Source organism: Desemzia sp. AGC72 (assembly GCF_057334175.1).
Window position 1 is genome coordinate 1 of record NZ_JBHFIG010000002.1, and the last position, 26,947, is coordinate 26,947.

General features: G+C 36.6%; 20 protein-coding genes, 4 tRNA genes, 1 pseudogene and 1 riboswitch. Of the genes and pseudogenes, 20 read left to right on the forward strand and 5 right to left on the reverse strand.

Annotated features, from left to right (window positions below; translation table 11 throughout):
- Window positions 1-12: 12 nt before the first annotated feature.
- The 5 genes from ACE025_RS01525 to metK all read left to right on the forward strand — a co-directional run bounded on the left by ACE025_RS01525 (window position 13) and on the right by metK (window position 2,707).
- A tRNA-Phe gene (locus ACE025_RS01525) sits at window positions 13-85 on the forward strand.
- 12 nt (window positions 86-97) lie between these two features.
- Window positions 98-168 (forward strand) — tRNA-Gly (locus ACE025_RS01530).
- Window positions 169-185: 17 nt separating this feature from the next.
- Window positions 186-259, forward strand: a tRNA-Ile gene (locus ACE025_RS01535).
- Window positions 260-287: 28 nt separating this feature from the next.
- A tRNA-Glu gene (locus tag ACE025_RS01540) sits at window positions 288-359 on the forward strand.
- Window positions 360-1,436: 1,077 nt separating this feature from the next.
- A riboswitch (SMK box riboswitch) is annotated at window positions 1,437-1,522 on the forward strand.
- On the forward strand, window positions 1,520-2,707 hold the full coding sequence (metK, locus tag ACE025_RS01545; RefSeq protein WP_485936779.1) for a methionine adenosyltransferase: 1,188 nt from the start codon (window positions 1,520-1,522) through the stop codon (window positions 2,705-2,707). Its footprint overlaps the riboswitch before it by 3 nt.
- 38 nt (window positions 2,708-2,745) lie before the next feature.
- Here the strand turns inward: metK and mnmM are convergent, their stop codons facing one another.
- The gene (gene mnmM / locus ACE025_RS01550; RefSeq protein WP_485936781.1) at window positions 2,746-3,312 is read right to left on the reverse strand and encodes a tRNA 5-(aminomethyl)-2-thiouridylate-methyltransferase MnmM; all 567 of its coding nucleotides are present in this window, start codon (window positions 3,310-3,312) and stop codon (window positions 2,746-2,748) included.
- Window positions 3,313-3,327: 15 nt separating this feature from the next.
- Window positions 3,328-3,999 carry a phosphatase PAP2 family protein gene (locus ACE025_RS01555; protein WP_485936783.1) on the reverse strand — a complete coding sequence of 224 codons (672 nt, stop codon included), beginning with the start codon at window positions 3,997-3,999 and terminating at the stop codon, window positions 3,328-3,330.
- Window positions 4,000-4,265: 266 nt separating this feature from the next.
- Between ACE025_RS01555 and ACE025_RS01560 the strand changes: the two genes are divergently transcribed.
- The 6 genes and pseudogenes from ACE025_RS01560 to ACE025_RS01585 all read left to right on the forward strand — a co-directional run bounded on the left by ACE025_RS01560 (window position 4,266) and on the right by ACE025_RS01585 (window position 14,999).
- The gene (locus ACE025_RS01560; RefSeq protein WP_485936785.1) at window positions 4,266-7,541 is read left to right on the forward strand and encodes a LysM peptidoglycan-binding domain-containing protein; all 3,276 of its coding nucleotides are present in this window, start codon (window positions 4,266-4,268) and stop codon (window positions 7,539-7,541) included.
- A gap of 409 nt (window positions 7,542-7,950) precedes the next feature.
- Window positions 7,951-9,408, forward strand: a pseudogene (nagE, locus tag ACE025_RS01565) (N-acetylglucosamine-specific PTS transporter subunit IIBC); the annotation flags it as partial.
- A gap of 462 nt (window positions 9,409-9,870) precedes the next feature.
- The gene (locus ACE025_RS01570) at window positions 9,871-11,202 is read left to right on the forward strand and encodes an arginine deiminase (RefSeq protein ID WP_485936787.1); all 1,332 of its coding nucleotides are present in this window, start codon (window positions 9,871-9,873) and stop codon (window positions 11,200-11,202) included.
- 28 nt (window positions 11,203-11,230) lie between these two features.
- Window positions 11,231-12,247 carry an ornithine carbamoyltransferase gene (gene argF, locus ACE025_RS01575; protein WP_485936789.1) on the forward strand — a complete coding sequence of 339 codons (1,017 nt, stop codon included), beginning with the start codon at window positions 11,231-11,233 and terminating at the stop codon, window positions 12,245-12,247.
- A gap of 85 nt (window positions 12,248-12,332) precedes the next feature.
- Window positions 12,333-13,280, forward strand: coding sequence for a carbamate kinase (arcC, locus tag ACE025_RS01580; protein WP_485936791.1), 948 nt, complete (start codon window positions 12,333-12,335; stop codon window positions 13,278-13,280).
- A gap of 213 nt (window positions 13,281-13,493) precedes the next feature.
- Window positions 13,494-14,999, forward strand: a complete 1,506-nt coding sequence (locus ACE025_RS01585) for a YfcC family protein (RefSeq protein ID WP_485936793.1) — start codon at window positions 13,494-13,496, stop codon at window positions 14,997-14,999.
- A gap of 62 nt (window positions 15,000-15,061) precedes the next feature.
- Here the strand turns inward: ACE025_RS01585 and ACE025_RS01590 are convergent, their stop codons facing one another.
- A complete protein-coding gene (locus ACE025_RS01590; protein ID WP_485936795.1) occupies window positions 15,062-15,769 on the reverse strand; it encodes a Crp/Fnr family transcriptional regulator in 708 nt (235 codons plus the stop codon).
- Window positions 15,770-16,081: 312 nt separating this feature from the next.
- On the opposite strand from ACE025_RS01590, the gene ACE025_RS01595 reads away from it, so the two are divergent.
- The 9 genes from ACE025_RS01595 (at window position 16,082) to ACE025_RS01635 (ending at window position 25,523) form a co-directional block, all read left to right on the forward strand.
- Window positions 16,082-17,173, forward strand: a complete 1,092-nt coding sequence (locus tag ACE025_RS01595; RefSeq protein ID WP_485936797.1) for an ABC transporter permease — start codon at window positions 16,082-16,084, stop codon at window positions 17,171-17,173.
- 18 nt (window positions 17,174-17,191) lie between these two features.
- Window positions 17,192-17,866: an ABC transporter ATP-binding protein gene (locus ACE025_RS01600; RefSeq protein WP_485936799.1), complete on the forward strand. Its 675-nt coding sequence runs from the start codon at window positions 17,192-17,194 to the stop codon at window positions 17,864-17,866.
- Between the two features lie 52 nt (window positions 17,867-17,918).
- The gene (locus tag ACE025_RS01605) at window positions 17,919-18,389 is read left to right on the forward strand and encodes a MarR family winged helix-turn-helix transcriptional regulator (RefSeq protein ID WP_485936801.1); all 471 of its coding nucleotides are present in this window, start codon (window positions 17,919-17,921) and stop codon (window positions 18,387-18,389) included.
- A 23-nt stretch (window positions 18,390-18,412) separates the two neighbouring features.
- Entirely contained in the window at window positions 18,413-19,915 is a 1,503-nt protein-coding gene (locus tag ACE025_RS01610) for a phytoene desaturase family protein (protein ID WP_485936803.1), read from the forward strand.
- Between the two features lie 82 nt (window positions 19,916-19,997).
- Window positions 19,998-20,885, forward strand: a complete 888-nt coding sequence (locus tag ACE025_RS01615) for a phytoene/squalene synthase family protein (protein ID WP_485936805.1) — start codon at window positions 19,998-20,000, stop codon at window positions 20,883-20,885.
- 59 nt (window positions 20,886-20,944) lie between these two features.
- Window positions 20,945-22,447: a phytoene desaturase family protein gene (locus tag ACE025_RS01620; protein ID WP_485936807.1), complete on the forward strand. Its 1,503-nt coding sequence runs from the start codon at window positions 20,945-20,947 to the stop codon at window positions 22,445-22,447.
- Window positions 22,440-23,837: an aldehyde dehydrogenase family protein gene (locus ACE025_RS01625; protein ID WP_485936809.1), complete on the forward strand. Its 1,398-nt coding sequence runs from the start codon at window positions 22,440-22,442 to the stop codon at window positions 23,835-23,837. Before ACE025_RS01620 ends, ACE025_RS01625 begins: the two co-directional genes overlap by 8 nt.
- A gap of 11 nt (window positions 23,838-23,848) precedes the next feature.
- Window positions 23,849-24,958 (forward strand): glycosyltransferase family 2 protein, encoded by a 1,110-nt coding sequence (locus ACE025_RS01630; protein ID WP_485936811.1) that lies wholly within the window; start codon window positions 23,849-23,851, stop codon window positions 24,956-24,958.
- Between the two features lie 16 nt (window positions 24,959-24,974).
- Entirely contained in the window at window positions 24,975-25,523 is a 549-nt protein-coding gene (locus ACE025_RS01635; protein ID WP_485936813.1) for a glycosyl-4,4'-diaponeurosporenoate acyltransferase CrtO family protein, read from the forward strand.
- Window positions 25,524-25,586: 63 nt separating this feature from the next.
- On the opposite strand, the gene ACE025_RS01640 is transcribed toward ACE025_RS01635, so the two are convergent.
- Window positions 25,587-26,423 carry a DUF72 domain-containing protein gene (locus ACE025_RS01640; protein ID WP_485936815.1) on the reverse strand — a complete coding sequence of 279 codons (837 nt, stop codon included), beginning with the start codon at window positions 26,421-26,423 and terminating at the stop codon, window positions 25,587-25,589.
- A gap of 33 nt (window positions 26,424-26,456) precedes the next feature.
- Complete coding sequence (locus tag ACE025_RS01645) at window positions 26,457-26,900, reverse strand: acyl-CoA thioesterase (RefSeq protein ID WP_427355655.1); 444 nt, start codon at window positions 26,898-26,900, stop codon at window positions 26,457-26,459.
- Between the last annotated feature and the right edge of the window lie 47 nt (window positions 26,901-26,947).

Sequence of the window (26,947 nt, forward strand, 5' to 3'; positions counted from 1 at the left end):
AATTGAATATTAGGCCCGGTAGCTCAGTTGGTAGAGCACTTGATTGAAGCTCAAGGTGTCGGCAGTTCGACTCTGTCCCGGGCCATCATACTAAAATGCGGGTGTAGTTTAGTGGTAAAACCTCAGCCTTCCAAGCTGATGATGGGAGTTCGATTCTCCTCACCCGCTCTTTTTTTATGTCTTTAGGGCCTATAGCTCAGCTGGTTAGAGCGCACGCCTGATAAGCGTGAGGTCGATGGTTCGAGTCCATTTAGGCCCATTACCTTATGGTTAAAATATAATATGAAGGCCCGTTGGTCAAGCGGTTAAGACACCGCCCTTTCACGGCGGTAACACGGGTTCGAATCCCGTACGGGTCATACGATAAAAGCTGGTTGCGTCATTTACGACGAAACCAGCTTTTTTATTTGAATGAATTTGCAGTTAGAGATTTAAAAAGCATCCTTTTCTCAGGATGCTTTTTTGATACATTTTAATATAGATAAAAAGATATAACTTCAACAAGAGTAAACGTTAATAGATAAGCTATCTGATAAAGAAATAACGTTTTTAGGCAGATATTTTTTCCTTCTTTAAAATGAAGCATTTTCATAAAACGTATAATAATAGGAACAGTTAGAATGAATAGACTTAATAAATAGCCAAAAGTATTGAAAAGCAACAAGGCAGTCGTCAGATAAATTAGTGCAGCCAAAAAGAGTGTTTTCATAAAAACGTCTTTTTTTGAAATGGATGACTGATGTGGGGCTTGCAAATAATAAGTATGCATTTCTACTAGAATACTTAGTAAAACTAACGGCACACTCCATTTAAATAACTCAAGAGGTAAAAATTGAACTTGGATAAAGAAACTTAGGTAAGTAATAATACCGCCTTTAAAGAAACTAACAATTATAATCGCTAGATTAGACCACCCTAAATGTTTCAGATAATGTTGGAAATGGATGATTAGGCTATAAAGTACAACTAATAATGCTACTAGATAGTTTGAAGACAAAGTAAGTATGCTAATCACAACAATGTTGATGACCTCTAACAATATGAATGTAGAATTCAAAGTACTATTAGAAAAGAGGCAATTTTTAGACAAATAGGATTCGATATAATAATTTATAAATAAGAAAACATACAATAAGAAAAATACTTTAGTATTAAAATAGTTATATTGTAAGGCGTATACCGTGCCTATTGTTAAATAACTTAGCGGTCTAAGGAAAACCAAAATAATAGGATTATATAAAAATGACTCTATGAGATTTTTAAGGGATTGTGTCAATATGAAGCTCCTTTCGTAAAATAATGCTACCTTGGCAATGATATGTAGTATAGTAGACTATTTTCTTTTCTATCATACCAAAAAAGTACATGGGATAAAGAAAAATTTTTACATGAAATTATTGACGTATCATTTTACATCAAATTGTGATAAACTGTATAAGGTTTGCAAAAGGATTCCCGATAGGATTCACTTTCAATAGTGGAGAAGCCTTGTAACCGAAAAAACAAAGGGGGATATCTAATGTCAGAAAGAAAATTATTCACATCCGAGTCCGTATCAGAAGGACATCCGGATAAAATTGCCGATCAAATAAGTGACGCAATTCTTGATGCCATTTTAGAAAAAGATTCAACAGCTCGTGTAGCTTGTGAGACAATCGTTACAACTGGTTTAGTTTTGGTAGCAGGAGAAATTTCTACTACTGCTTATGTAGATATTCAAAAAATCGTTCGTGATACAGTTCGAGATATAGGATATACAAGAGCAAAATATGGATTTGATGCAGAAACATGTGGTGTACTTGTTGCAATAGATGAACAATCGGGAGATATTGCTCAAGGAGTCAATGATTCAGTTGAGTCTAGAGAGTTGAATGACGACGATTTAAATCAAATAGGAGCAGGAGATCAAGGATTGATGTTCGGTTTTGCTATCAACGAAACACCTGAATTGATGCCGTTGCCTATTTCATTAAGTCATCGTTTGACTAGAAAAATTGCTTCGTTGCGTAAAAATAGTGAAGTATCTTATTTAAGACCTGATGCTAAAGCACAAGTTACAGTAGAATATGATGAGACAAGTAAGCCTGTTCGAGTAGATACTGTAGTCATCAGTACTCAACATGCTCCAGAAATAGCTTACGAAGTGTTAAAGGAAGACATGATTGAAAAAGTGATCAAACAAGAAATACCTGCCGAATTATTAGATGCAGAAACAAAATACTTTATTAATCCAACGGGTCGTTTTGTTATCGGAGGACCGCAAGGAGATGCCGGACTGACAGGACGTAAAATTATCGTTGATACTTATGGAGGATACGCTCGTCATGGTGGAGGAGCTTTCTCTGGAAAAGATCCTACAAAAGTTGACCGTTCAGCAAGTTATGCTGCACGATACATTGCGAAAAACATTGTTGCTGCTGGTTTAGCAGATAAATGTGAAGTGCAATTAGCTTATGCCATTGGTGTAGCTCAGCCGGTATCTATTTCAATTGATACATTTGAAACTGGAAAAGTTTCAGAAGCTAAATTGATTGAAGCGGTTCGTGCTAACTTTGACTTAAGACCTGCTGGTATTATTCAAATGCTTGATTTGCAAAGACCTATTTATAAGCAAACTGCAGCTTATGGACACTTTGGCAGAACAGATATTGATTTACCTTGGGAAAAAACAGATAAAGTAGAAGTACTAAAAGAATTATTGAGTTAACAAAAAAGAGATGGAAAATTCCATCTCTTTTTTGTGTCTTACTGAAGTTTCTCAATAGCTAATAAAAAAGGTGGATGATTTTGTTGATTTACAAATTCATACTTTAAAGTACTATACTCTTTTTGAGGCAATTGTGCTACATATTCAAGCACAGCATCTTTTTCTTCTTCTCCACCTTCGTGACCGTAATAAACTACGATGAGTAGTAATGCACCTTTTCTCAATAAGGGAAGAAGTGTAGAGATAGCTTTTAGGGTCGTTTTGCTTTTAGTAATAATCGATTTGTCGCTTTTAGGAAGGTAACCTAGATTAAAAACAGCTCCTGAAATTGGGGTATCAGGGCTGATGATATCGCCCACTGTTTCGTGACCCTGCTGATACAGCTCTACTTGCGGATGCAAATTAGTATAAATTAATTTTTTTGTGGTTGTTTCTATTGCTTGTTGTTGAAGATCAAATCCGTAAACCTTGCCATTAGAGCCAACTAGTTTGGCTAATAGGACGGTATCAGAACCGTTGCCTACAGTGGCGTCTACTACGATATCTCCTTGACTGACAGTGTTTTTTAATAATGTATGACTAAAACGTAAAGCATTTTCGAGCACGTAGAACACTCCTTCTTAATGTCTTCGATCGATAAGTGTTTTCCACTTAGGGTAAATTCCAATCGCAAAGCATAACCAAGCAGCTCCGGCAGAGAAACCGCCTATAACATCTGTCGCAAAGTGTACTCCCAGATAGATTCGACTTATTCCAATAAGCAAGATTAACACTGCTCCTAGGAACATCAACCCTAAACGCAAAGTTTTTTCGTGAATAACTTTAGAGAGTAAGAATAATATCCCTCCATAACAAATCATAGAACCCATCGAATGACCACTAGGGAAGGAATAACCTCCTTGTTCAACCAAATGCTCCAACACAGGTCGTGCGCGTTGGAAAACCACTTTCAGCAATTGATTTAATAGGCCTGCTCCCAGTATAGATTGAATTATCAACCATAAAGCTGCCTTACGATCTTTATATTTCCAAGCATATAAAACAGCTGTTAAAAGAACAAGGATACCTAAAAAAATGGTGCCTCCTAAGTCGGTTAAAAAAATAAAAAAAGACGTTAAGGACGAGCTTCTTAAAGATACGATAGGCTGACTAATACTTAAGTCAATAAAGTGAATAATATCTTCGCTCACTGAACCACTTAAAACAATAAAAACAAATGGAAGCACTAGGATGAAACTCCACACATACCAAGGATACCGTTTAATGAATGAAGTTAATTTAGTAGATGTCATAATTTTCCTGCTTTCTAAATATACTGTATATAGTTTATCACAGATTAAAACAAACAATTCAATAAAAGTTCGTATTTTATATACAAAATATAGGGGAAGAATCAGTTATAATGGATGCAGATGTATATTTATAAAATTACATTCATGTGACAAATGTTAAATTTAGCAATTCTACTTGTTTATGGTTCATTTATAAAAGATTACCGTTATAATTAGAGTATCTATCGTTAAAACGTTTAAGGATTTATTCATAGGAGGGACTTACTTTGGTAATAAATAGAAAAGAAAGAATCTCTTTAGCAGAAAAAGAGAGAACAATGCAAAAAAATGTGTGTTCTAACGCTCGATTAAAAAAAGGCACTGCACTGTTTAGTACGTCTTTATTAGTAGGCTTACTAGCTTTTCCTACATATACTGAAGCCGTTGAAGCTGATGGAAACGAAGCTGAGAACAGTAAAACAGACACTATTGAACTAGAAAAAAATACAAAAGTTGCTGAAGGCAATGAAGTAGCTGTTGAAACAGAAGCTGACGAAACTGCAATGGTAGCTGACGAAAGCCCGTTAGAAGATCAAGAAACTGCAAAAGGGCAGTTAATAGAAGAATTCAAACAGTTAGTGACTCCAGAAATTTTCGACTCGATTGATTTTGAAGAATTATCAATTGAAGAAGTAGACCAATTAGTAGATGAAGCTTTCAATACTGCAACCGAAACCAATCCAGTAGAAGAAACAGAGACTGAACCAGCAATCGAGTTGGAAGAGCAAGAACCTTCTCAAAATCTAAATACGGATACCACAGAACAAAACGACGCTGAAGTCGTTTCTAAAGCACCTGTAGAAGAAACAACAGATCTTGATGAAACAGAAAACATTGAAGAAACACCAACAGTTGCTGAAGAAGAGACTGCTAAAGAAGTTAAGCCAGCTCCTGTAACAGAAACTGTAAAACCAGAAGTTGCAAAAGTTAAAGAAGAGACACCGGCACCTTCTAAAGCTAGAACTATGATGGCAACTACGTCAGCAGTTGTGAAAGAAGAAAAAGCTGTAACAACGACTGCTGCTAAAAAATCTTCCCCAGTTATTCACGTCGTTAAGAGCGGAGACACGTTAAACAAGATTTCTAAACAGTATGGTGTGTCTGTAAATAACTTGATGACTTGGAACAATATCTCTAACAAGAACGTTATTCGTGTTGGACAAAAATTGACAGTTAACCAGCAAGCTTCATCTGCTCCTAAAGAAGAATTAAAAGATATCAATAAAGCTCAGACACCAGCACAATTTATTGAGACGGTAGCTTCTTTTGCTACTGAAATAGCTGCGAAAAACAATTTGTATGCATCTGTGATGATCGCACAATCAGGATTGGAAAGTGGTTGGGGAGGAAGTGCCCTTGCCAAAGCTCCAAATCACAACTTGTTTGGGATCAAAGGATCATATAATGGTCAGTCCGTTACGATGTACACGAAAGAATACTCAACCAGCACAGGCTGGATCAATATTCCACAAAACTTTAAAAAGTACCCTTCTTATGCTGAATCTTTCCAAGATAATGCAAACTTATTAAAAAGAGGGACTTCATGGAATCCAGAATTTTATGCCGGAGCTTGGGTCAGCAACACATCTAACGTATACGAAGCTACAGCTTGGTTAGAAGGACGTTACGCAACAGATCCAACTTACGCAGCAAAATTAAACAACTTGATCAATACGTATAATTTAACTCGTTTTGATGTTAAACAATCCGGAGGATCTAACGGAAACACTCCTGCTCCTTCAATTCCAGAAACACAAAATCCTGTAGACAACGGCAATAATAATTCAGAGAATACAAATCAGTATACTGTTAAATCTGGAGATACATTATCAGCGATTGCAAGAAGATACAACACAACTGTAGCAAAATTAAAATCCTTGAATAATTTAAAATCCGACACCATTTATGTAGGTCAAAAACTTGCTGTAAATGGAGCTGTTGAAGAAGAGCCTAAGCCTTCAACTGGAAATGGCTCTAATACAGGCTCAAATACTTCAAGCAGCTATACTGTTAAATCTGGTGACACGTTGTCAGGCATTGCAAGAACATACAACACTACAGTAGCTAGTTTAAAATCGTTGAATAAACTGTCATCTGATACGATTTATGTGGGACAAAAATTAGTGATCAAAGGTACAGCTAATACAGAAACTAAACCAGCACCATCTACGGGTACTGGGTCTAATACTGGAACAAGCAGCTATGCAGTTAAATCTGGTGACACGTTGTCAGGTATTGCAAGAAAATACAACACTACAGTAGCGAACTTGAAATCATTGAACAAGTTGTCATCTGATACGATTTATGTGGGACAAAAATTAGTGATCAAAGGTACAGCTAATACAGAAACTAAACCAGCACCATCTACGGGTACTGGATCTAATACTGGAACAAGCAGCTATGCAGTTAAATCTGGAGACACGTTGTCAGGTATTGCAAGAACATACAACACTACAGTAGCGAACTTGAAATCATTGAACAAGTTGTCATCTGATACGATTTATGTGGGACAAAAATTAGTGATCAAAGGTACAGCTAATCCAGAAACTAAACCAGCACCATCTACGGGTACTGGGTCTAATACTGGAACAAGCAGCTATGCAGTTAAATCTGGAGACACGTTGTCAGGTATTGCAAGAACATACAACACTACAGTAGCGAACTTGAAATCATTGAATAAGTTGTCATCTGATACGATTTATGTAGGACAGAAATTAGTGGTTAGCGGAACTGTTAAAGAAGAGGCAAAACCTTCTACAGGAACTCCTTCAAACAATACTGGATCAAGCACAACTCAACACACAGTTAAAGCTGGGAATACATTGTCTGGATTGGCTAAACAATACGGAACAACAGTAGCTAGTTTAAAATCGATCAATAACTTAAAATCTGATACGATTTATGTAGGACAAAAATTAGTAATAAAAGGTATTGCTAATCCAGAAACTAAACCAGCACCATCTACGGGCACTGGATCTAATACTGGAACAAGCAGCTATACGATTCAATCAGGAGATACGTTGTCAGCTATTGCAAGAAAATACAACACTACAGTAGCGAACTTGAAATCGTTGAATAAGTTGTCATCTGATGCGATTTATGTGGGACAAAAGTTAACGGTTCAAGGGGCAGCAACTTCTAGTTCAACTACTCCAGCTCCAAAACAAGAAACTGTAGTCAGCAATCTGGATGTAAATTACACAGTCAAAAGCGGTGATACATTAACAGCTATTGCTAATAAATACAGTGTTTCGGTTTCAGATATAAAATCATGGAATAAATTAAGTTCCGATACGATTTATGTAGGTCAAAAATTAGCTGTTAAAGTAGGAACGTCTACAACTGTTAAACCTGTTGTTTCAAACAGTAAATATACAGTAACAAGTGGAGATACGTTATCAGGTATCGCTTTAGCAAATAAAGTTTCTATAGATCAGTTAAAACAATGGAACAACTTAAGCACAGATTTGATATTTGTAGGGCAACAATTAGTCGTTAAGTAAACGATGGTAATAAAAAATATTAGTTAGCAAATATAAAGCAGCAGGTTCATGTCTAAGTGATATGAACCTGTTGTTTTTTTAATTGGTATACGTTGAAATGAAACGCTTACTAAATGGAGTTGGCCAATGATTTTGTTCATAAAAACCTTTATGTCAACTTTAATTAATTTGATCTATGGTGATAGAATATTGAATTGACATTAATCTGCTTGATTGGTATGATTTCATTTAGAAAGTGATCGCATGATTCAAAAGCTATTATTGTGTTTATAACAAAACTTAATTCTCGTAAAAAAGAACTTATTTAATCAATTATTATTTTGTTAAAAGTGATTTACTTTACTAAATGAAAGACGCGAAGAAGAAATAGTCACTTGTCACTTAGTACAGAACATATTGGAGGAAAAAAATGAAAGCTTACTTACAAAGATTAGGCAGATCGTTGATGCTGCCAGTTGCTGTTTTGCCTGCGGCGGCAATATTGATGGGGATTGGATATTACATAGACCCATCTGGTTGGGGTGGAGACAGCGTTATAGCTGCTTTTTTAATCAAATCGGGTAGTGCACTTATTGATCATATGGGAGTTTTATTTGCAGTCGGTGTAGCATTAGGAATGTCTAAAGATAAAGATGGAGCAGCAGCTTTAAGTGGTTTAGTTGCTTGGCAAGTAGTTACGGTATTGCTGGCACCTGATTCAGTTGCTATGCTGCAAAGCATCCCTATTGAAGAGGTGAATGTGGCATTTGAAAGAATCGATACACAATTTATAGGAATACTATCTGGACTGATAGCAGGAGCATTGTATAATCGCTTCTATAATGTTAAATTACCTCAAGCATTAGCTTTCTTCAGCGGGAAGCGGTTAGTGCCGATCGTAACCTCATTTGTTATGATGCTGGTATCTATGGCGCTGTTATTTGTATGGCCGCCAGTTTATAATTCATTAGTTACTTTTGGTACGACAATCAGTGGTCTAGGAGCAGCAGGAGCGGGACTGTATGGTTTGTTCAATCGTCTGCTGATTCCTACAGGATTGCATCACGCACTAAATTCTGTATTCTGGTTTGATGTAGCTGGTATTGCAGATATCAATAATTTTTGGGCAGGTAGTGGCGTAAAAGGAGTTACCGGCATGTACCAAGCTGGGTTTTTCCCGGTTATGATGTTCGGTCTTCCAGCTGGAGCTTTAGCTATGTATCATACTGCTAAAACAGCTAAAAAGAAAACAACAGCTTCATTGATGATGGCAGCAGGTTTTGCTTCTTTCTTCACCGGTGTAACTGAGCCGTTAGAGTTTGCATTCATGTTTGCTGCTCCAGCATTATATGTAACACATGCAGTTTTGACAGGACTTTCATTATTTGTGGCTGCTGCTTTCCAATGGACAGCAGGGTTCGGTTTTTCAGCTGGTTTAGTGGATTATATATTGTCATTCAATCTGCCGTTGGCTAATCAGCCGTATATGCTGCTGATTCAAGGACTAGTTTTTGCTGCTGTTTATTATTTCTTGTTCCGTTTTATTATTCTTAAGTTTGATTTAGCTACTCCAGGACGAGGAGATGAATTAGTAGAAGAAACGCAAGATAGCGAACCAGCTACCCTTTCTTCTAAATCAAGTTCAAGAGATGAACGTTTTAAAAAACAAGCAGAGACAATTCTAACGGGATTAGGCGGTAAAGAAAATGTTTCTTCAATCGATAACTGTGCAACTCGTTTACGATTGGAAATCAAAGAGATGTCTATTGTCGATGATGCTAAAATCAAATCAGCAGGAATCGCAGGTATCAACAAAGTCAGTGATCGAAACATTCAAGTCATCGTGGGCACAGAAGTTCAATTCGTTGCAGATGAAATGAGCAAATTAACTAAATAAACCATCACAGAAGTCTCTGTAAGATAGAGTAAAGTCTAATCTTACAAAGGCTTTTTTATTTATCAACTAATAAAAATACAGCACAACGACCCTGACAATAAAATACGTTTTATAAAAAGTTGAGTAGACCACTTTATACAGCAAAAATAGAAATAAAAAAGCAGAATAGCTGAAATCAAACTTTTGAACAAAATAAAACAGCAATTTTTTAAATATGTAAAAACTCTCATTAAAAAATTATCCATTTCTTATAGTTCATAATAATTGTATAAATACATTTTTTATGCAAAAAATGTGAACAAAAAATGAATTTTTATGCTTGGAAAGTATATTTATAAAAAATGGTTTTCATAATGTGAAGAAATCGACATTTTATTTGTACGTTTTATTTCCTTTATGGTAGCTGGAACCGTTATTATAAGGGTGTGGAAAGATAAATAAGGAGGATATGATATGACAAAACAAATAGCACCTATTCATGTGAATTCAGAGATAGGAAAATTGAAAACCGTCTTATTGAAAAGACCAGGAAGAGAAGTAGAAAACTTAACTCCTGAAATTATGGAGCGCTTGTTATTCGATGATATTCCCTATTTAAAAGTGATTCAAAAAGAGCATGATGAATTTGCAAAAGCCCTAGAAGACAACGGTGTAGAAGTTCTTTACTTGGAAAAGTTGGCAGCGGAGGCTATTGATGCTGGAAATGTGAAGGAAGCTTTTGTGGAAAAAATGTTGAATGAATCAAATATTGAATCCCCAAGTGTGTATGAGGGTTTGAAAGAATATTTATTAGATATGGAAACAGAAGAAATGGTCATTGCCATCATGGAAGGTATCCGGAAAAAAGATGTTCATACGAAAAAAGAACATTTAAGTGATGTGGCTGAAGATGGTGGGGAACCTGTCGAGAAAAAAGGTTCAGGAAGTTCTTATTTTACAGAAGATGAATCTGATCACTTAAGTGATGTTTCTAATGATGATGATTACCCATTTTACATGGACCCTATGCCAAACCTTTATTTTACTAGAGACCCAGCTGCTTCTATGGGAAATGGGCTAACCATTAACCGTATGATGTTTGAAGCTCGTCAACGAGAATCATTATTTATGGAAGTAATCATGGAGAATCACCCTCGATTTGCAGGTAATGACGTTCAAATTTGGCGTGACCGAAACCATACGTCTTTTATGGAAGGCGGGGATGAGCTGGTTTTAAACGAGAAGACTCTAGCAATCGGGATTTCTCAAAGAACTTCTGCTCAAGCTATTGAAGAACTAGCCTTAGAGCTATTCAGTAAAGGATCAACCTTTGAAAAGATATTAGCTATTAAAATTCCAAATGTCCGAGCAATGATGCACTTAGATACAGTGTTTACAATGGTGGATTATGATAAGTTTACTATTCACCCAGGAATTTTACGTATCGGAGGATCGATTGACGTCTACATTATTGAAGAAGGAGATGAACCAGGAAAGGTTAAAATCACTCACGAAACTGATTTAGAAAAATCGCTGAAAGATGCTCTTGGGGTTGATAAAATGACGTTAATTCCATGTGGGGGCGGAGATGCTATTGCGGCTCCTCGTGAACAATGGAATGATGGATCAAATACTTTAGCTATAGCGCCAGGAGTCGTTGTGACTTACGACCGTAACTATACCTCAAATGAACTGTTGCGAGAACATGGAATCAAAGTTATTGAAATTTCTTCAAGTGAATTATCTCGAGGACGTGGGGGCCCACGTTGTATGAGTATGCCGCTGGTAAGAGAAGACTTAAACTGATGAAAATCTAATTTATTGGAGGAAATAAATGATGAAAAATGTATTTCAAGGACGTAGTTTATTAGCAGAGAAAGACTTTACAAAAGAAGAGCTAATGTATCTAATTGATTTTTCACAACATTTAAAAGAAATGAAGAAAAAAGGCATTCCTCATCGTTATTTAGAAGGTAAAAACATTGCGTTGTTATTTGAAAAATCTTCTACTCGTACACGAGCATCATTCACAGTAGCATCCGTTGATTTAGGTGCTAAGCCTGAATACCTAGGGAAAGATGACATTCAATTAGGTAAAAAAGAATCTGTAGAAGATACTGCACGAGTACTAGGCAGTATGTTCGATGGAATTGAGTTTCGCGGTTTTAAACAATCAAACGTAGAAAAATTAGCCAAATATTCCGGTGTACCTGTTTGGAATGGATTAACAGATGAATGGCATCCTACCCAAATGATCGCAGACTTTTTGACAATCAAGGAAAACTTCGGGCATTTAGAAGGAATCACTTTAGTATATGTGGGAGACGGGCGCAATAACGTAGCGAACAGTCTATTGGTCACTGGTGCTATTCTAGGTGTAGATGTCCGTATAGTGTCGCCAAAAGATTTGTTCCCAGAAAAAAACATCGTTGATATGGCCCAAGATTTTGCAGACAAATCAGGCAGTCAGTTAATGATCACTGATGACGTCCAAAAAGGTGTAAAAGATGCAGATGTATTATATACAGATGTTTGGGTGTCTATGGGAGAAGAAGACAAATTTGAAGAACGAGTGAATTTGTTGAAACCTTATCAAATCAATATGGAAATGATTAAAGCTACTGGAAAAGACGATGTGATACTACTCCACTGTTTACCAGCATTCCATGATACAGAAACTGACTATGGTGAAATGGTAAAAGAAAAATTTGGTATTGGTGAAATGGAAGTAACAGATGAAGCTTTTCGCAGCAAATATGCGCGACAATTCGATCAAGCAGAAAACCGGATGCACTCAATCAAAGCGATCATGGCTGCTACATTAGGAAACTTATTTATTCCAAAAGTTTAGTTTGCGGAGTAAAAGAGGCTGTGATAGTTTCATAGCCTCTTTTACTCGATCATTTTAAATTTTTTTGATAGAGGAGAAATGTAAAATGGGAAAAAGAAAGATTGTCGTAGCTCTTGGCGGGAATGCTATTTTGTCTGAAGATGCTAGTGCTGAAGCTCAGCAGCAAGCTTTAAAGCATACTGCAGAATTTTTGGTAAAGTTTATTGAAAATGGAGATGATATTATCATCTCTCATGGAAATGGACCTCAAGTAGGGAATTTATTACTTCAGCAAGAAGCAGCTAATACTGAAAAAAATCCTGCTATGCCTCTGGATACGTGTGTAGCCATGACTCAAGGAAGTATTGGTTATTGGCTGCAAAATGCTATGAATAATGTATTGACTGAACGTCATTTAGAAAAGGAAGTCGTTTCTTTAGTCACTCAAGTAGTGGTAGATGAGAAAGATTCAGCATTTGAAAAACCGACTAAACCAGTAGGACCGTTTTTGACAAAAGAAGATGCTGAAATAGAAATGAAACAATCAAATGCAATCTTTAAAGAAGATGCAGGACGTGGATGGCGAAAGGTTGTCCCTTCACCCAAACCTATTAGTATCAAAGAACACAAAATCATCAATCAATTAGTAAATTCCGGTGTAGTTACAATTACTGTTGGAGGCGGAGGAATACCTGTCATCCAAAAAGAAAACAAAATACAAGGTATTGAAGCAGTTATTGATAAAGACTTTGCTTCTCAAAAACTTGCGGAACTAGTGAAAGCTGATTTATTGGTTATTTTAACAGGAGTAGACAATGTATTTGTAAACTACAATACTCCTGAACAAAAGAAATTAGAACGTGTTTCTGTAAAAGAAATGAAACAGTATATTGGAGAAAATCAATTTGCAGCAGGAAGTATGCTGCCAAAAGTGGAAGCAGCTATTCAATTTGTTGAAGGTTATCCTGAAGGAAAAGCGATTATTACTTCACTAGAAAATATCCAAGGAGTACTGACAGAAGAAGGAGGGACCATTATTACAGCAACCGAGTAAGCCATGTTACAAAAAACTAAAATAAAGACAGGATGTGTCTTTCGGATCTCCAGAAATACTCGATTACTGGAGATCCCTGTTAGAGAGGAAACTGTTTTTTTGATTAATAGAACTAAAAAATAGTGATGCTATAGATACTCTTATTATGTTCATTTCATTAAGGATGTTATAGTAATTAAGATAATTTAATTATTTTAATAGGAGGTATGATTTATGGAAGCAAGTCAAAAGAAAAAAAAATTTAATATGCCCTCATCTTACACAGTACTGTTTCTCATTATTTTAATCATTGCTGTACTCACTTGGTTCATTCCAGCAGGAGAATACCAAGTTGATGAAGCGGGGAATATTTTGTCTGGAAGTTATCAAGTAACTGTACAGCATCCTCAAGGTTTGTGGGATGTATTTATGGCACCTGTAAAAGGGATGATCGGCACTGAAACAACTCCAGGTGCAATCGAGGTTTCTTTATTCATTCTAGTAGTTGGAGGATTCTTAGGAGTTATTAATCGAACTAAGGCTTTAGATACTGGGATAGCTCAAGTCGTCAAGAATTATAAAGGAAAAGAAAAAATGTTGATTCCTATCTTGATGTTTATTTTTGCTTTAGGTGGTACAACATTTGGGATGGCTGAAGAAACGTTAGCTTTTTATCCTCTTATCATACCTGTTATGGTAGCGGTAGGATTTGATACATTAGTAGCTGTTTCTGTTGTATTACTGGGATCTGGCGTAGGAGTATTGGCTTCTACAGTTAATCCATTTGCCACAGGAGTAGCTTCACAAGCTTTAGGTCTAAGTCCAGGTGAAGGCATTATTTGGCGTTTGCTATTCTTTGTAGCCATGTATACAATTGCTACGTTATTTGTTTATCGTTATGCGGTTAAAGTTCAAAAAGAACCTTCTCGTTCACTGGTTTATAAAGACTACAAAGAAAACCAAAAAAAATTCGCTGTAGCAGATATTAAAGAAGAAATGACAAAGAAACAGAAAGTTGTCATGGTTCTTTTTGCACTGACTTTTGTTGTTATGGTTCTTGGATTGATTCCTTGGTCTACATTGAATCCAAACTGGACATTCTTTGAAACCTTGAATCAATGGTTAATGAATCTGCCTATTTTAGGGACTGTATTAGGACAACAATTAGTTCCGCTTGGTAATTGGTATTTTATGGAAATTACTATGTTATTCCTTTTAATGGCAATTATTATTGGACTTTATTACCGTATCCCTGAAGGAGAAATTGTATCTACTTTTATTGATGGAGCTAAAGATCTATTAGGAGTAGCTCTTGTAGTTGCTTTAGCTCGAGGCATTCAAGTAGTGATGAACGAGGGAATGATTACAGCTACTATCTTGCATATTGGGGAACAAAATTTATCTGATCTTTCTCCAGTTTTGTTTTCTATATTAACCTATATATTCTATATTCCAATGTCTTTCCTTATTCCATCAACTTCAGGTTTAGCTGCTGCAACTATGGGAATTATGGGACCATTAGGTAGTTTTGCTGATGTACCTGAACATGTTGTCATAACTGCCTATCAGGCAGCAAGCGGAATCGTTAATTTGATAACGCCGACTTCAGGAGTAGTTATGGGAGCTCTGGCGATTGCAGGAATAAATTTGACTACTTGGTGGAAGTTTACAGCTAAATTAATTGGTATAATATTTATCGTCAGCTGTATTATTTTAGGAATTGCTGCAGTATTAGGTTGATACTAACTATAAAAAAAGAAGCCTCTAAGAAATCAATTTTCTTAAAGGCTTCTTTTTTATAGTTATTCTTCTAAATAATTTTTGAAATAAAGGACATCATTAAATGTCAATAATTTGCGGGTATGTTCGAGCTTGCCGCTCTTTTTTAATTGTTTTAATTTGATTCCTACAGTTTCTCTGGAGCAGCCGCTTATTGTTGCAATCTCGCAAATTGTGATTGGATAAGGGACTTTAATTCGATTTTCTCCTACGTTTACGCCTAATTCATCCATCAGAAAAGATAAAGCCTTAATAATACGGCTGCTGGCGTTAGAACCTACCAGAAATTGAATGCGTTCTTCATGTTCTTTTAATATAGAGGACAAATTCTTATAAAAGTAAAGCATTTGATGCGGATTAGCGGAAACTACAGACTCAAAAAGTTCCGTAGGCATATAATACAACTCCACATCAGTCAGACAATAAGCTGTGTAACGATAGGAAGACTTTGAAAAGAGTTCTCCATAGGGAAACAGTTTATCTTCTTTGATATAGTCTGTATACATATATAAAGCACTGACATCATATCGTTCCAATTTCACTAAACCTTTTGAAAGGTAAAACACCTTGTTTCTTTGATCACCTTCATCAAATAGTACTTGGCCTTTTTTATATTTTCGAAAATACATACTGTGAGAAATGCGATTGAATTCTTCGTCTGTAAAGGATTGGAAAACTTCTTTTTGCCTTAATAGATGGTTTTCAGTATTTTTATCTTGGATAGACAACATATCATAAACCCCCAATAAATTAGGACTTGGAATTTCCGTAGATTCATGCCTATAATAAAAAATTCACAATTTGAGTATACCACAAAATCCTCATCTATTCTCATGTTGTTAGCGTTTTTTTTAAAAATCTGGTTGTTTTATACTGTCTGCATTGTTCCTACTATATCACTTCACGGTTATCACGTTTACTTATGAATCCTTAACATTTTATTATACCTTTCATTAAGCCCCTTTGGTTTACATCGTACACGATTTAATATATGATATCCTCAATCAGTAAGAGTAACAGCTGAAAATAAAGGAGATGGGAACATGTTTCTAGCATGGAAAGAAATTAAACATTCAAAAACAAGATTTGCATTAATTATTGGAGTAATGGTACTGGTCTCATACTTAGTATACTTTTTGACGGGATTAGCATATGGACTGGCTCAAGATAATCGAACGAGTGTAGACAAATGGGATGCGGATGGAATCGTTTTGACCGATGAATCCAATTCCAATATTAACATGTCAATGATTACTTTAGGTCAGGCAGAAGACGTTTCAGGAGACGAAACAGCTTTGTTAGGACAAACAGCTGGAGTAATTCGAAAAGAAGGAACATCAGGAGAATCTTCGAAAATCAATGTCACTTTTTTTGGAATCGACCCAGATGAGTTTATTATGCCTGAACTTATAGAAGGAGAGGCTTTTACTAATAAAGATGAAGCAATAGCTGATATTAGTTTAAATGAAGAAGAGGGTATTGAAATCGGAGATGTCGTTCAGTTGGCCGGGAGCGATAAGGAACTGACCGTAACAGGTTTTACAGAAAATGCTAAATTTAACGTAGCACCAGTTTTATATACGACGATTGGCTCTTTTCAAGAAATTAGATTTGAAAGAATAGATGAGTCTGAAGAAGGACGAATCAGTGCAGTAATCGTGCGTGATAGTGAAGAAGATTTATCAGGTGTAGAAATTGATAATGACGATTTAATCCCTTATGAAATCGGCGATTATATTTATAAAATTCCAGGATACAGCGCGCAAGTATTGACGTTTGGTCTGATGATTGGATTCCTGATCGTCATTGCTGCAGTAGTTATCGGAATTTTTATCTATGTTTTAACACTGCAAAAATCTAGTTTATTTGGAGTTATGAAAGCTCAAGGAATTTCGTCGGGGTATATTGCTAAATCGGTTATTGCGCAGACATTTATTCTATCTGCTGTTGGAGTGGGAACGGGTCTGTTATTAACGTTAGCTACTTCTTTAGTATTGCCCGCAACTGTTCCTTATCAAAATAACGGCCTGTTTTTAATCGGGATTACTGCTTTATTAGTCATTGTTGCTGTTTTAGGTGGTTTGTTCTCAGTAAGAACTGTCGTTAAAATCGATCCATTAGAAGCAATTGGGTAAAATCAGGAGGAAAATAATATGAAATTAATCGAATGTAAAAATGTTTCTAAACGTTTTGGAGAAGGACGTACAGAAATCGAAGCGTTAAAAGAAACGAATTTTTCTGTTGAAGCTGGAGAGTTTGTTGCGATCATTGGACCGAGTGGTTCAGGGAAAAGCACATTATTAACGATCATTGGTGGTCTGCAAACTCCAACTGAGGGTAAAGTATTGATTCGGGAAAATCCTTTTAGTGAAGAAGAAGAGAAAAAAAGGGCAGCATTGCGCTTTAAAGAAATTGGATTTATCCTGCAGGCTTCTAACTTGGTGCCATTCTTAAATGTTCGCGACCAGTTAAGATTAGTCAATAAAGTCGAAAAAACCAAAATGGAAAAAGAACAAGCGGATAGTTTATTAGAAGAATTAGATGTTTTGCGATTGGAAAGAAGTTATCCAAGTGACTTATCAGGCGGGGAGCGACAACGGGTAGCCATTGCTCGTGCTTTATATCATGACCCATCTGTTATCTTGGCGGACGAACCGACAGCAAGTTTAGATTCAGAAAGAGCTTTTGAAGTGGTAGATATTCTAGCCAGAGAAACCAAAAACAAACAAAAAGCTACGATCATGGTCACTCATGATGAACGTTTAATTGACAAATGCGATAAAGTTTATGTGATGAAAGATGGAACGTTGACGTTGCGTGAAAATTAATACGCGAAGTATTGAATGTAATAGAAGTGGTAAGAAAAAAGGAGAGAGCAGAATGGATGAATCAATTTTTGACCGTTCACTAGAGGATCAATTGTGTTTTGAAGTATATAAGGCTGCAAACGGGCTTTCAAAACTCTACAAGCGGGCTTTAAAACCATTTGAACTGACTTTTCCTCAATACTTGGTATTGCTTGCGTTGTGGGAAGACGATAGTGTCTACGTTAAAGACATTAGCGAACGCTTAGGCATGTCTATCGGGACTTTAAATCCGATATTAAACCGTTTATCTGATCATGGCTGGATCATGAAAGAGACTTCTCTTAATGACAAAAGAGCTGTTGTAGTAACATTAACTGAAAAATCAAAGAATGAAAAACGAGCGATTTCTTTGAGTATCTTGAAGGAAGTCATGCAATGCAATCGAATAGACGTAGATGGAGATCAGTTGATAGAAAATTTAAAAGAAATCAATAGTGAGCTGGACCGAACTGAGCAGTTAGCACATTTGGAAAAAAGTTGTTAAGACAAACATAAGTGAGGGAAAACATGAAGAAGAATAAAACGGTAAGTGTTATTGGAGCTGGAGTTGCTGGACTAGCCAGCGCTGTACGCCTTCAACACGCGGGTTATGATGTTACTTTATATGAAAAAGAAGGAATACCAGGCGGGAAAATGAATCTGATTGAAAAAGACGGGTACCGTTTTGATTTAGGTCCAAGTCTTGTTATGATGCCAGAACTGTATCGAGAAGTGTTCGAATTGACTGGACGAGATCCAGACGACTACATTCCAATGCAGCGTTTAGACCCTATGTACGCGGCGTTTTTTGATGATGGTAAAGAAAAGTTCGATGTATCATCTGACTTAGTTTCACTGATAAAAACGATGGAAGATATCAGTGATGAAGATGCACAAGGTTTTCTTCGTTATTTGACCGATATTTACGAAAGATTTATTGTCGCTAAAGACCATTTTTTGCAACGCCCTTTTCGTAATGCAAAAGATTTTTACAATCCATCCACGATCAAGCAAGCATTGAAGTTGAAAACATTCGATAGTGCAGACCATATGATCAGCAAATACGTTAAAGATGATCGTTTAAGACAAATGCTCAGCTTCCAAACTCTTTACATTGGATTGTCCCCAAAGAGCGGACCGTCATTGTATACAATTATTCCAATGATTGAGTTGCTTTATGGAGTATGGTTCATTAAGGGCGGAATGCATACTATGGCAGAATCTATGGAAAAACTATTTCTTGAGCTGGGAGGAAAGGTTCATTACAACTCCCCAGTACAAGAAATACTGATTGAAAACCAGCAAGCGAAAGGAATCAGATTAGCTGATCGTGAAGTTCTGTCTGATTTTGTTATGTGTAATGCTGATTTTCCTTATGCTATGAAAAAATTGGTGAAGGAACCGAAAGCAAAAGGGAAATATACCGATAAAAAAATCGATAGTATGAAATATTCTTGTTCTTGTTTTATTCTTTATTTAGGTATGGATCGTAAATATGAAGAAATTTCAAATATTCATAACTTTGTCTTTTCAAAAAATCTAGACGAGAATATAGATCAAATCTTTAATGGAGACAAGTTGAATGACCCGTCAATTTACTTATATATGGGTTCTAAAATAGATTCTTCTTTGGCACCAAAAGATAAAGATGGCTTATATGTATTGATGCCGGTTTCAGAATTGTCCACAGCTAAATATGAGTGGACAGATGAAACGACTCAATATTACCGAGAGAAAGCACTGAAATCATTGAAGAACTTGCCAGGTTTCGAGAACGTAGAGCAGGAAATCGTTTCTGAATCTTACATCACACCACTGGATTTTGAATCTAAGTTCAATGCTTACAACGGAGCTTGTTTTGGTCTGCAACCAAGTTTATTGCAAAGCAATCATTTTCGTCCGCAAAGTAAAGCAAAGCAATGTGAGAACCTTTACTTTACAGGAAGCAGTACTCATCCAGGCGCTGGAGTTCCTATCGTATTGCTGTCAGCCAAAATCGCCACTGAAGAATTAATGCTTGATGACAAATAAAATTACTTATTTGATCAATGAAGACAATTTTTTGTTTTCATTGATCATATGGTAAAGATTTACAGCCAAGGGGAGAAAAATAATGAGGAAGCCTATAGAAATGACCTTGCAAGAAGATTATCTCTATTGTGAAAAAATCATAAAAAAGCATTCGAAAAGCTTTTATTATGCTTTTTCAAAGTTGCCTAAAGAAAAGGCGCAAGCGATTTATGCCATTTATACATTTTGCAGATTCGCAGACGACACAGTAGATACAGTAAAAGACTCTGCGAAACAACGTCTTAACATCACTCGATTGGAGAATGAATTAAAAGCATTTGAAAACGGAAATGCTGTTGATACTCCAATGTGGCGTGCACTAGCAGATGTGTTTGAACGATTTGATATGGATATTGAGCCTTTTTATGATCAGCTTAAAGGACAAAAAATGGATATTGATTTTGTTTCTCCTCAAACTTTAGGGGATTTAGAAGAATACAGCTATTACGTTGCTGGAACGGTAGGGTTGATGTTGTTGCCTATTATAGCAAAAGATAATAAAGAAGCAGCAAAAGCAAGTGCGATTTCTTTAGGAGTAGCTATGCAGATCACAAATATATTAAGAGATGTAGGAGAAGATTGGAAGGACAATAAGCGGGTTTATTTGCCGAACCAAATTCTCTCTCAAGAAAAATTTAGTAAAGAAGATTTGATTCGTGGTCAAGTAAATGAATCATTTATCCGCATATGGGAAAGCTTGGCCCATAGAGCAGAAAAATTATATGATTCGTTTAGAAAAGAGATTCAGTTGTTTGACAAAGAAAGTCGATTGCCAGTCCTGATATCAGCAGATGTTTACAGGGGAATATTGAATGCAGTCAGAAGAAATCAGTACAACTGCTTGCAGACCAAAAATTATGTTTCACCTCTGGAAATGAATAAAATACAACGAGAATCTAGACGCTTCTTCAACCAAGTAACAGAAGGTTAATTCGCAACACAATCACGATGAGTACAACAGAAAATACAACTAGCAGCGAGGGTGACAAGATGGGAAAACAACAAAAATCAGTAGTCGTTATTGGAGGCGGACTAGGTGGACTTTCTGCAGCCGTTTCCTTAGCTCAAAGAGGATTCAAAGTCTCCTTATATGAAAAAAATCACCACCTGGGCGGAAAGCTGAACCGAGCTGAACAAGACGGATTCGGATTTGATTTAGGGCCTTCAATACTGACTATGCCGCATATATTTGATCGTTTATTTACCGAAAGCAATCGAAAGATGGACGATTATATTCCAACTGTTCGTTTAGACCATGAATGGCGTTCTTTTTTTCCAGATGGGACGATCATCGATTTGTATGGTGATTTGGAAAAAATGGCCAAAGAAAATTCAGCTTTGAGTTCCAAGGATATGGAAGAATATGAAGAGTTTTTGGAATATGCAAAACAAATCTACGATGTGACAGAAAAAGGGTATTTTGCTGAAGGATTAGATAAAACAATGGAAGTTATTCGCCATCACGGAGTAGTAGAATCAATAAAAAGTTTTGATTTTTTCTCTTCGATGTACGATGGAATTGCTAAACGTATCCACAATCAAAAGTTTCGAGATATGTTGGCGTATTTTATCAAATATGTTGGCTCTTCGCCTTATGATGCTCCAGCAGTTCTAAACATGATGGCTTACATGCAGCACAAACAAGGAGTATGGTATGTACCAGGCGGTATGCAAAGAATTGCCGAAGGAATCGTCAGGTTGGGCAGGGAAATTGGGGTTGAATTTCATACAGGGAAAAAAATAGTGAAACTAGTAACTGATGAAAATAAGAAAATATCAGCGGCTGAATTGGAAGATGGAACTAGTCTAAAAGCCGATTACTTTGTTTCAAATATGGAAGTTATCCCTGCTTATGAAGAGTTGCTGGCAGAAAAGGATCAATTTGTTGAAAAATTAGAAGATAAATTTGAACCAGCTAGTTCAGGTTTGGTGCTGCACTTAGGTGTAAAAGCCAGCTACCCTCAACTAGCACATCACAACTTTTTCTTTTCAAATGACTCCAAAAAGAACTTTCAGCAAGTTTTTCATGAACGAGTTTTACCAGATGATCCAACGATTTATTTGGTGAATGTAAACAAGTCAGATCCAGACCAAACATTGCCAGGGCATGAAAATATTAAAGTACTGCCTCACATCCCTCATTTACAGGAAAAACCCTTTACAAAAGAAGAATATTTGGAGTTTCGAGAAAGAGTTCTCATCAAGTTGGAAAAAATGGGATTGACGGACTTAAGAAAGAACATCGTAACCGAAAATATGTGGACACCAGAAGATATCAAAGAAAATTATTTATCCCATAAGGGTGCTATTTACGGAACAGTGTCCAATCGCAAGAAAAATCACGGATTCAAACATCCTAAGCAGAGCGAACTTTATGAGAACCTTTATTTTGTTGGAGGAACAGTTAATCCAGGAGGCGGAATGCCAATGGTCACACTCAGCGGGCAACAAGTGAGAGATAAGATTGTAAAGAAGGAAGAAGGAAATGGATAATTTTAATGTAGAAGATTCCCATGATCTAGTGAGAAAACAAAAGAGCTATTCTGGAAGAAACGAAAACCATTCCTACAAAGAACGACTAGATCGATTGAAACGGATGAAAAGAATGTTGGTCGAAAACGAACGATCTTGGATGGAGGTACTCAATAGAGATTTAGGTAAATCGCCTATTGAGAGCTATACTTCTGAATTAGCTCTTTTGTTGAATGAAATCGATAAAGTCACTCATAAATTAAACAAATGGATGAAGCCGAAGAAATTGACTCATATCAGTTTAAGCGGTGCAGCTAAATCTGTTTTGCGTTCTCAGCCTTACGGATCAGTTCTCGTGCTGTCTCCTTGGAACTATCCGCTTCAATTGACCTTAATGCCTGTGATAGGTGCATTAGCGGCAGGAAACAGCTGTGTGATAAAACCTTCTGAATTTGCTTCTGCAACCGGCCGGTTATTGGCTGAATTGGTGAAAGAGTACTTTGAACCAGAAGAAGTAACTGTTATTGAAGGAGATAGTCGTGTTGCAGAAAGCCTACTGACATTAGATTGGGATTTTATTTTTTTTACTGGCAGCAAGCGAGTTGGAAAAATCGTTCATCAAGCAGCTGCAGAGAAGCAAATTCCAGTGGTATTGGAACTGGGAGGGAAAAATCCTTGTATTGTTGATGAGACAGGTTTGACTAAAGAAACTATACGTCAAATCATTTGGGGGAAATTTGTGAACGCAGGGCAAACGTGTATTGCACCTGACACGATTTATGTGCACGAATCGATTTACACTCAATTTTTATCAGAAGCAGCAGAGTGCATCGAAACGTTTTATGGAAAAAATCCTGAACAAAGCCAAGATTATAGTCGGATCATCCACCAAGAACAGCTGAAAAAACAAATCGACTTTTTGAATCAGGGAACTGTCTATTATGGTGGGCGTTACAATCTTACTGAACGTTATTTAGAACCTACGATATTGGTTGATTTGCCTGAAGAGAGTGCTATGATGAAAGAAGAAATATTTGGCCCAATTATGCCTGTCATTCCTTACTCATCGATTCAAGAGTTGACGAATGAACTTAATCAGCAACCTGTCCCATTAGCAGCTTACATTTTTAGTAAAAATCAAGATAAGATTCGTTATTTGGAGCAAGAGATTCGCAGCAGTGCATTTAGTTTGAATCAAGTGATCCGACATGCCGCACACGCTGAAATTCCATTTGGAGGATTGAAGGAGAGCGGGTTCGGTGCTTATCATGGGTTTGCCAGTTTTGAGATGTTCAGCTTTCAAAAAGTGTTTTATTACCAAAAGAACACAAAAAGCCTTTCTCAACAATACCCGCCTTATCGATTAAAACAATTAAATTTATTGAAGAAACTCCGCAAGAGACTTTTTTAGGAGGCGTTTGAGTGGTCATAGGGAGTTTGATATTTTTATGTTTTACATGGTTGGCAGGATGGGCAGCTTTTTACAAAGTTCCCTTTCTGTTTGATCGATCAACAGACCTTAAAGGAAACCTATCTCTATCGATTATTATTCCTGCGAGAAACGAAGCGGAAAATTTGCCTATTTTATTAAAAACTTTGCAGCAGCAAAAATTCAGGCCTAAAGAAATCATCGTATCAGATGACAATTCCACAGATGATACGATCGAAGTGGCTAGAGCGTATGGAGCTGAATTAGTAGAAAAGCAGCCAGGAGACTCCTCCATAGGCAAAGGAGCAGCTTGTTCTAGAGGAGCTGAGGTTGCGACGGGAGAATGTCTGTTGTTCATGGACGCAGATACTTATTTAGAGAGCAAAGACAGTTTGCATCATTTTATCAAAACATTTGAAAAACAAGGCTGTAATGGAATTTTATCGGTTCAGCCGTTCCACCAAGTCAAATTTTTATATGAACAAGCATCAGTTATTTTTAACATTATGGTATTAGCAGGAATGAACGCTTTTACGATCTTTGGCAATCGTTTCATTGAAGCAGGAGCTTTTGGACCGTGTTTGATGTGTACAAAAGAACAATATGATTTGGTTGGCGGTCACAAAATAAGCCGCGAATCTATTATGGAAGATTTTGTTTTAGGAAAGAAATTTCAAGAATCAGGACTTCCACTGCATCTGTACGCGGGGAAGAAAGTGATCCATTTTCGTATGTATCCAGATGGAATCAAGCAACTGATTGAGGGATGGTCTAAAAATTTTGCTATAGCCTCTCAAGCCACCAATCCAAAGATACTTTTTTTGATTATCTGCTGGATAGCAGGAGGCATTGCATCAGGAATCTTTTTTGTCTTCACTCTATTCTCCAGCGTAAGTTACAGGATATTTTTGGGTGTCATTATTTATATTCTTTATTTGATTCAGTTGAAGGTGTTTGCAGGCAGAGTAGGGCAGTTCCGTTTCTCAATACTGTTGGTGTATCCTTTCCTTTTCTTATTTTTTATTGTACTTTTTGGTTGGTCAATGATCCAGATACATGTCTTTAAAACGGTCACTTGGAAGGGCCGAAAGCTGAAAGTTTAGTTAAGGAGGAAGGAGAATGCAATTCATTCATTTAGCTGATTGGCTGACGATTGCGGTAGATATTATAGCTTGGTACAGCATTCATTTGTCTGTTTCTTGGTTGGCTCGACTAGTTCCTGAACAATTTTTGGATGAAAAAGCTTATTGGTTTCTTACCAAAAAATGGGAAAAAGAAGGCGAAATATGGCAAGAGGTATTTCGGGTCCGTACTTGGAAACCTTATTTGCCTGACGGAACTAAAATCACTAAAGAAGGATTCGATAAGACCCATCTAAAAGGATTTGATATTGCTAGTCTAGAAAAGTTTGTTCTTGAAACTAGGCGTGCTGAATTGGCTCACTGGGCTATGATTCCACCGGCGGGGTTATTCTTTTTTTGGAATCCAACTTGGGCAGGTTGGATCATGATCGGTTATGCGGTATTATTTAATTTGCCTCTTATTTTTGTTCAGCGATATAATCGCCCACGTCTAGAAAGAATGATACACAGGAAAGTTGAACGGTCAAAAGTGACGCATCGTATAACTCCGATGCTTTCTCATAAAAAGAAGTTAGCGAGAGAGTAACAGAAAAGACTCCATTTTTGATGAAGAATACTCATCGAAAATGGAGTCTTTTGTTTGAAAAAATCAAAATAAATTTAGTTGCTGAGGAGCTAATCCGGTAAAATCAACACCTAATATAGACTGCAATTCTTTCGCGTTTTTTGCAGCGTGTCCGCCGGAATTGTTGTTGAAAATAATGGCGACTTCACGACTTTCTTTTTCCAACGATAAAGCTATTTCAGCGAGCTGTTGCAGTTCTTTTGGCCTGTATTCATAAAGAGTTCTTTCTTCTCGCCAGTTGAGGACATTGCTCCCTTGCCAACCTTCAAAATTCCTTCCATGGAGTCGTAAAAGTGTCAACTCTGGATGAGTACTTTTTACAACGAGAGGAACACTGTTGTTTGGTGTTTGCGGCTGATCCACTACTGTATGGATGAAGTGATGTTGGGTCAAAAAGGTGAGAGTGGCATCTTTATTTTTCTCACTGTACCAACTAGAATTTCGGAATTCTATCGCTATTGGTGCGTCTTTCATCCAGCATCTGACTTGTTTTAAGTACTCTTTATTTATAGTTGTGCAACCAAAATAGGGTGGAAATTGAAATAAAAAAGCTTTCACATGATTCTCTTTTAATAAAGGTGCGAAACGATTCAAAAAAACTGAGAACATCGCTTCTTCACTGGGGAAATCATCGAACCAGTTTTTATGTTGAGTCATAGCCTGATAAGCTTTAGGAATAAACTGGAAAGATTCAGGTACTCTTTGATTCCAACTGAGAATATTTTTTTCCGGTGGGATAGCGTAGAAGCTTGTGTCCATCTCCACAAAGGGAAAATGACTAGCATAGTCTTCCAGCTTGGTTTTTCGATTTATTTCAATTAAAGGATGATCGTTCCATCCAGTCAGACCGATAGTAATCATTTGTTTGCCTCCTATTCACAATAAAAAGAACCGCTAGTCTATTGAACTGAAATTTTTTCCGGTATAGCGGTCAAACAACTCAAATAATTCCGGGTCTATTTTCTTCAATGAAACAGGACGATTTGTACCGCTTAAGAAACAATGTTTGCTCTCGCCTACAGCACGCAGTTCATTCGTTTGTTTGTCGATAACATGATAAGAAATCTGCAAACGAATCCCATTGAAAACTTCGATTTTTGGAATGATATAAACATGGTCGTTGTAATGGACCATTGACTTGTATTCGCAATTAACACTAAGTACAGGAACAACAATGCCGCGTTTCTCCATTTGATCATACCCAAAACCAATTTGATCCATTAAATCGGTTCTTGCTTCTTCGAACCAGCGGATATAATTGGAATGATGAATGATGCCCATTTGATCTGTTTCATAGTATTGCGCTTTATGCTCGTATAATTGATACTGATTTTCCATTTTTGTTCCTCATTTCAAAAAATATTAATCGTCACAACTTATCATAA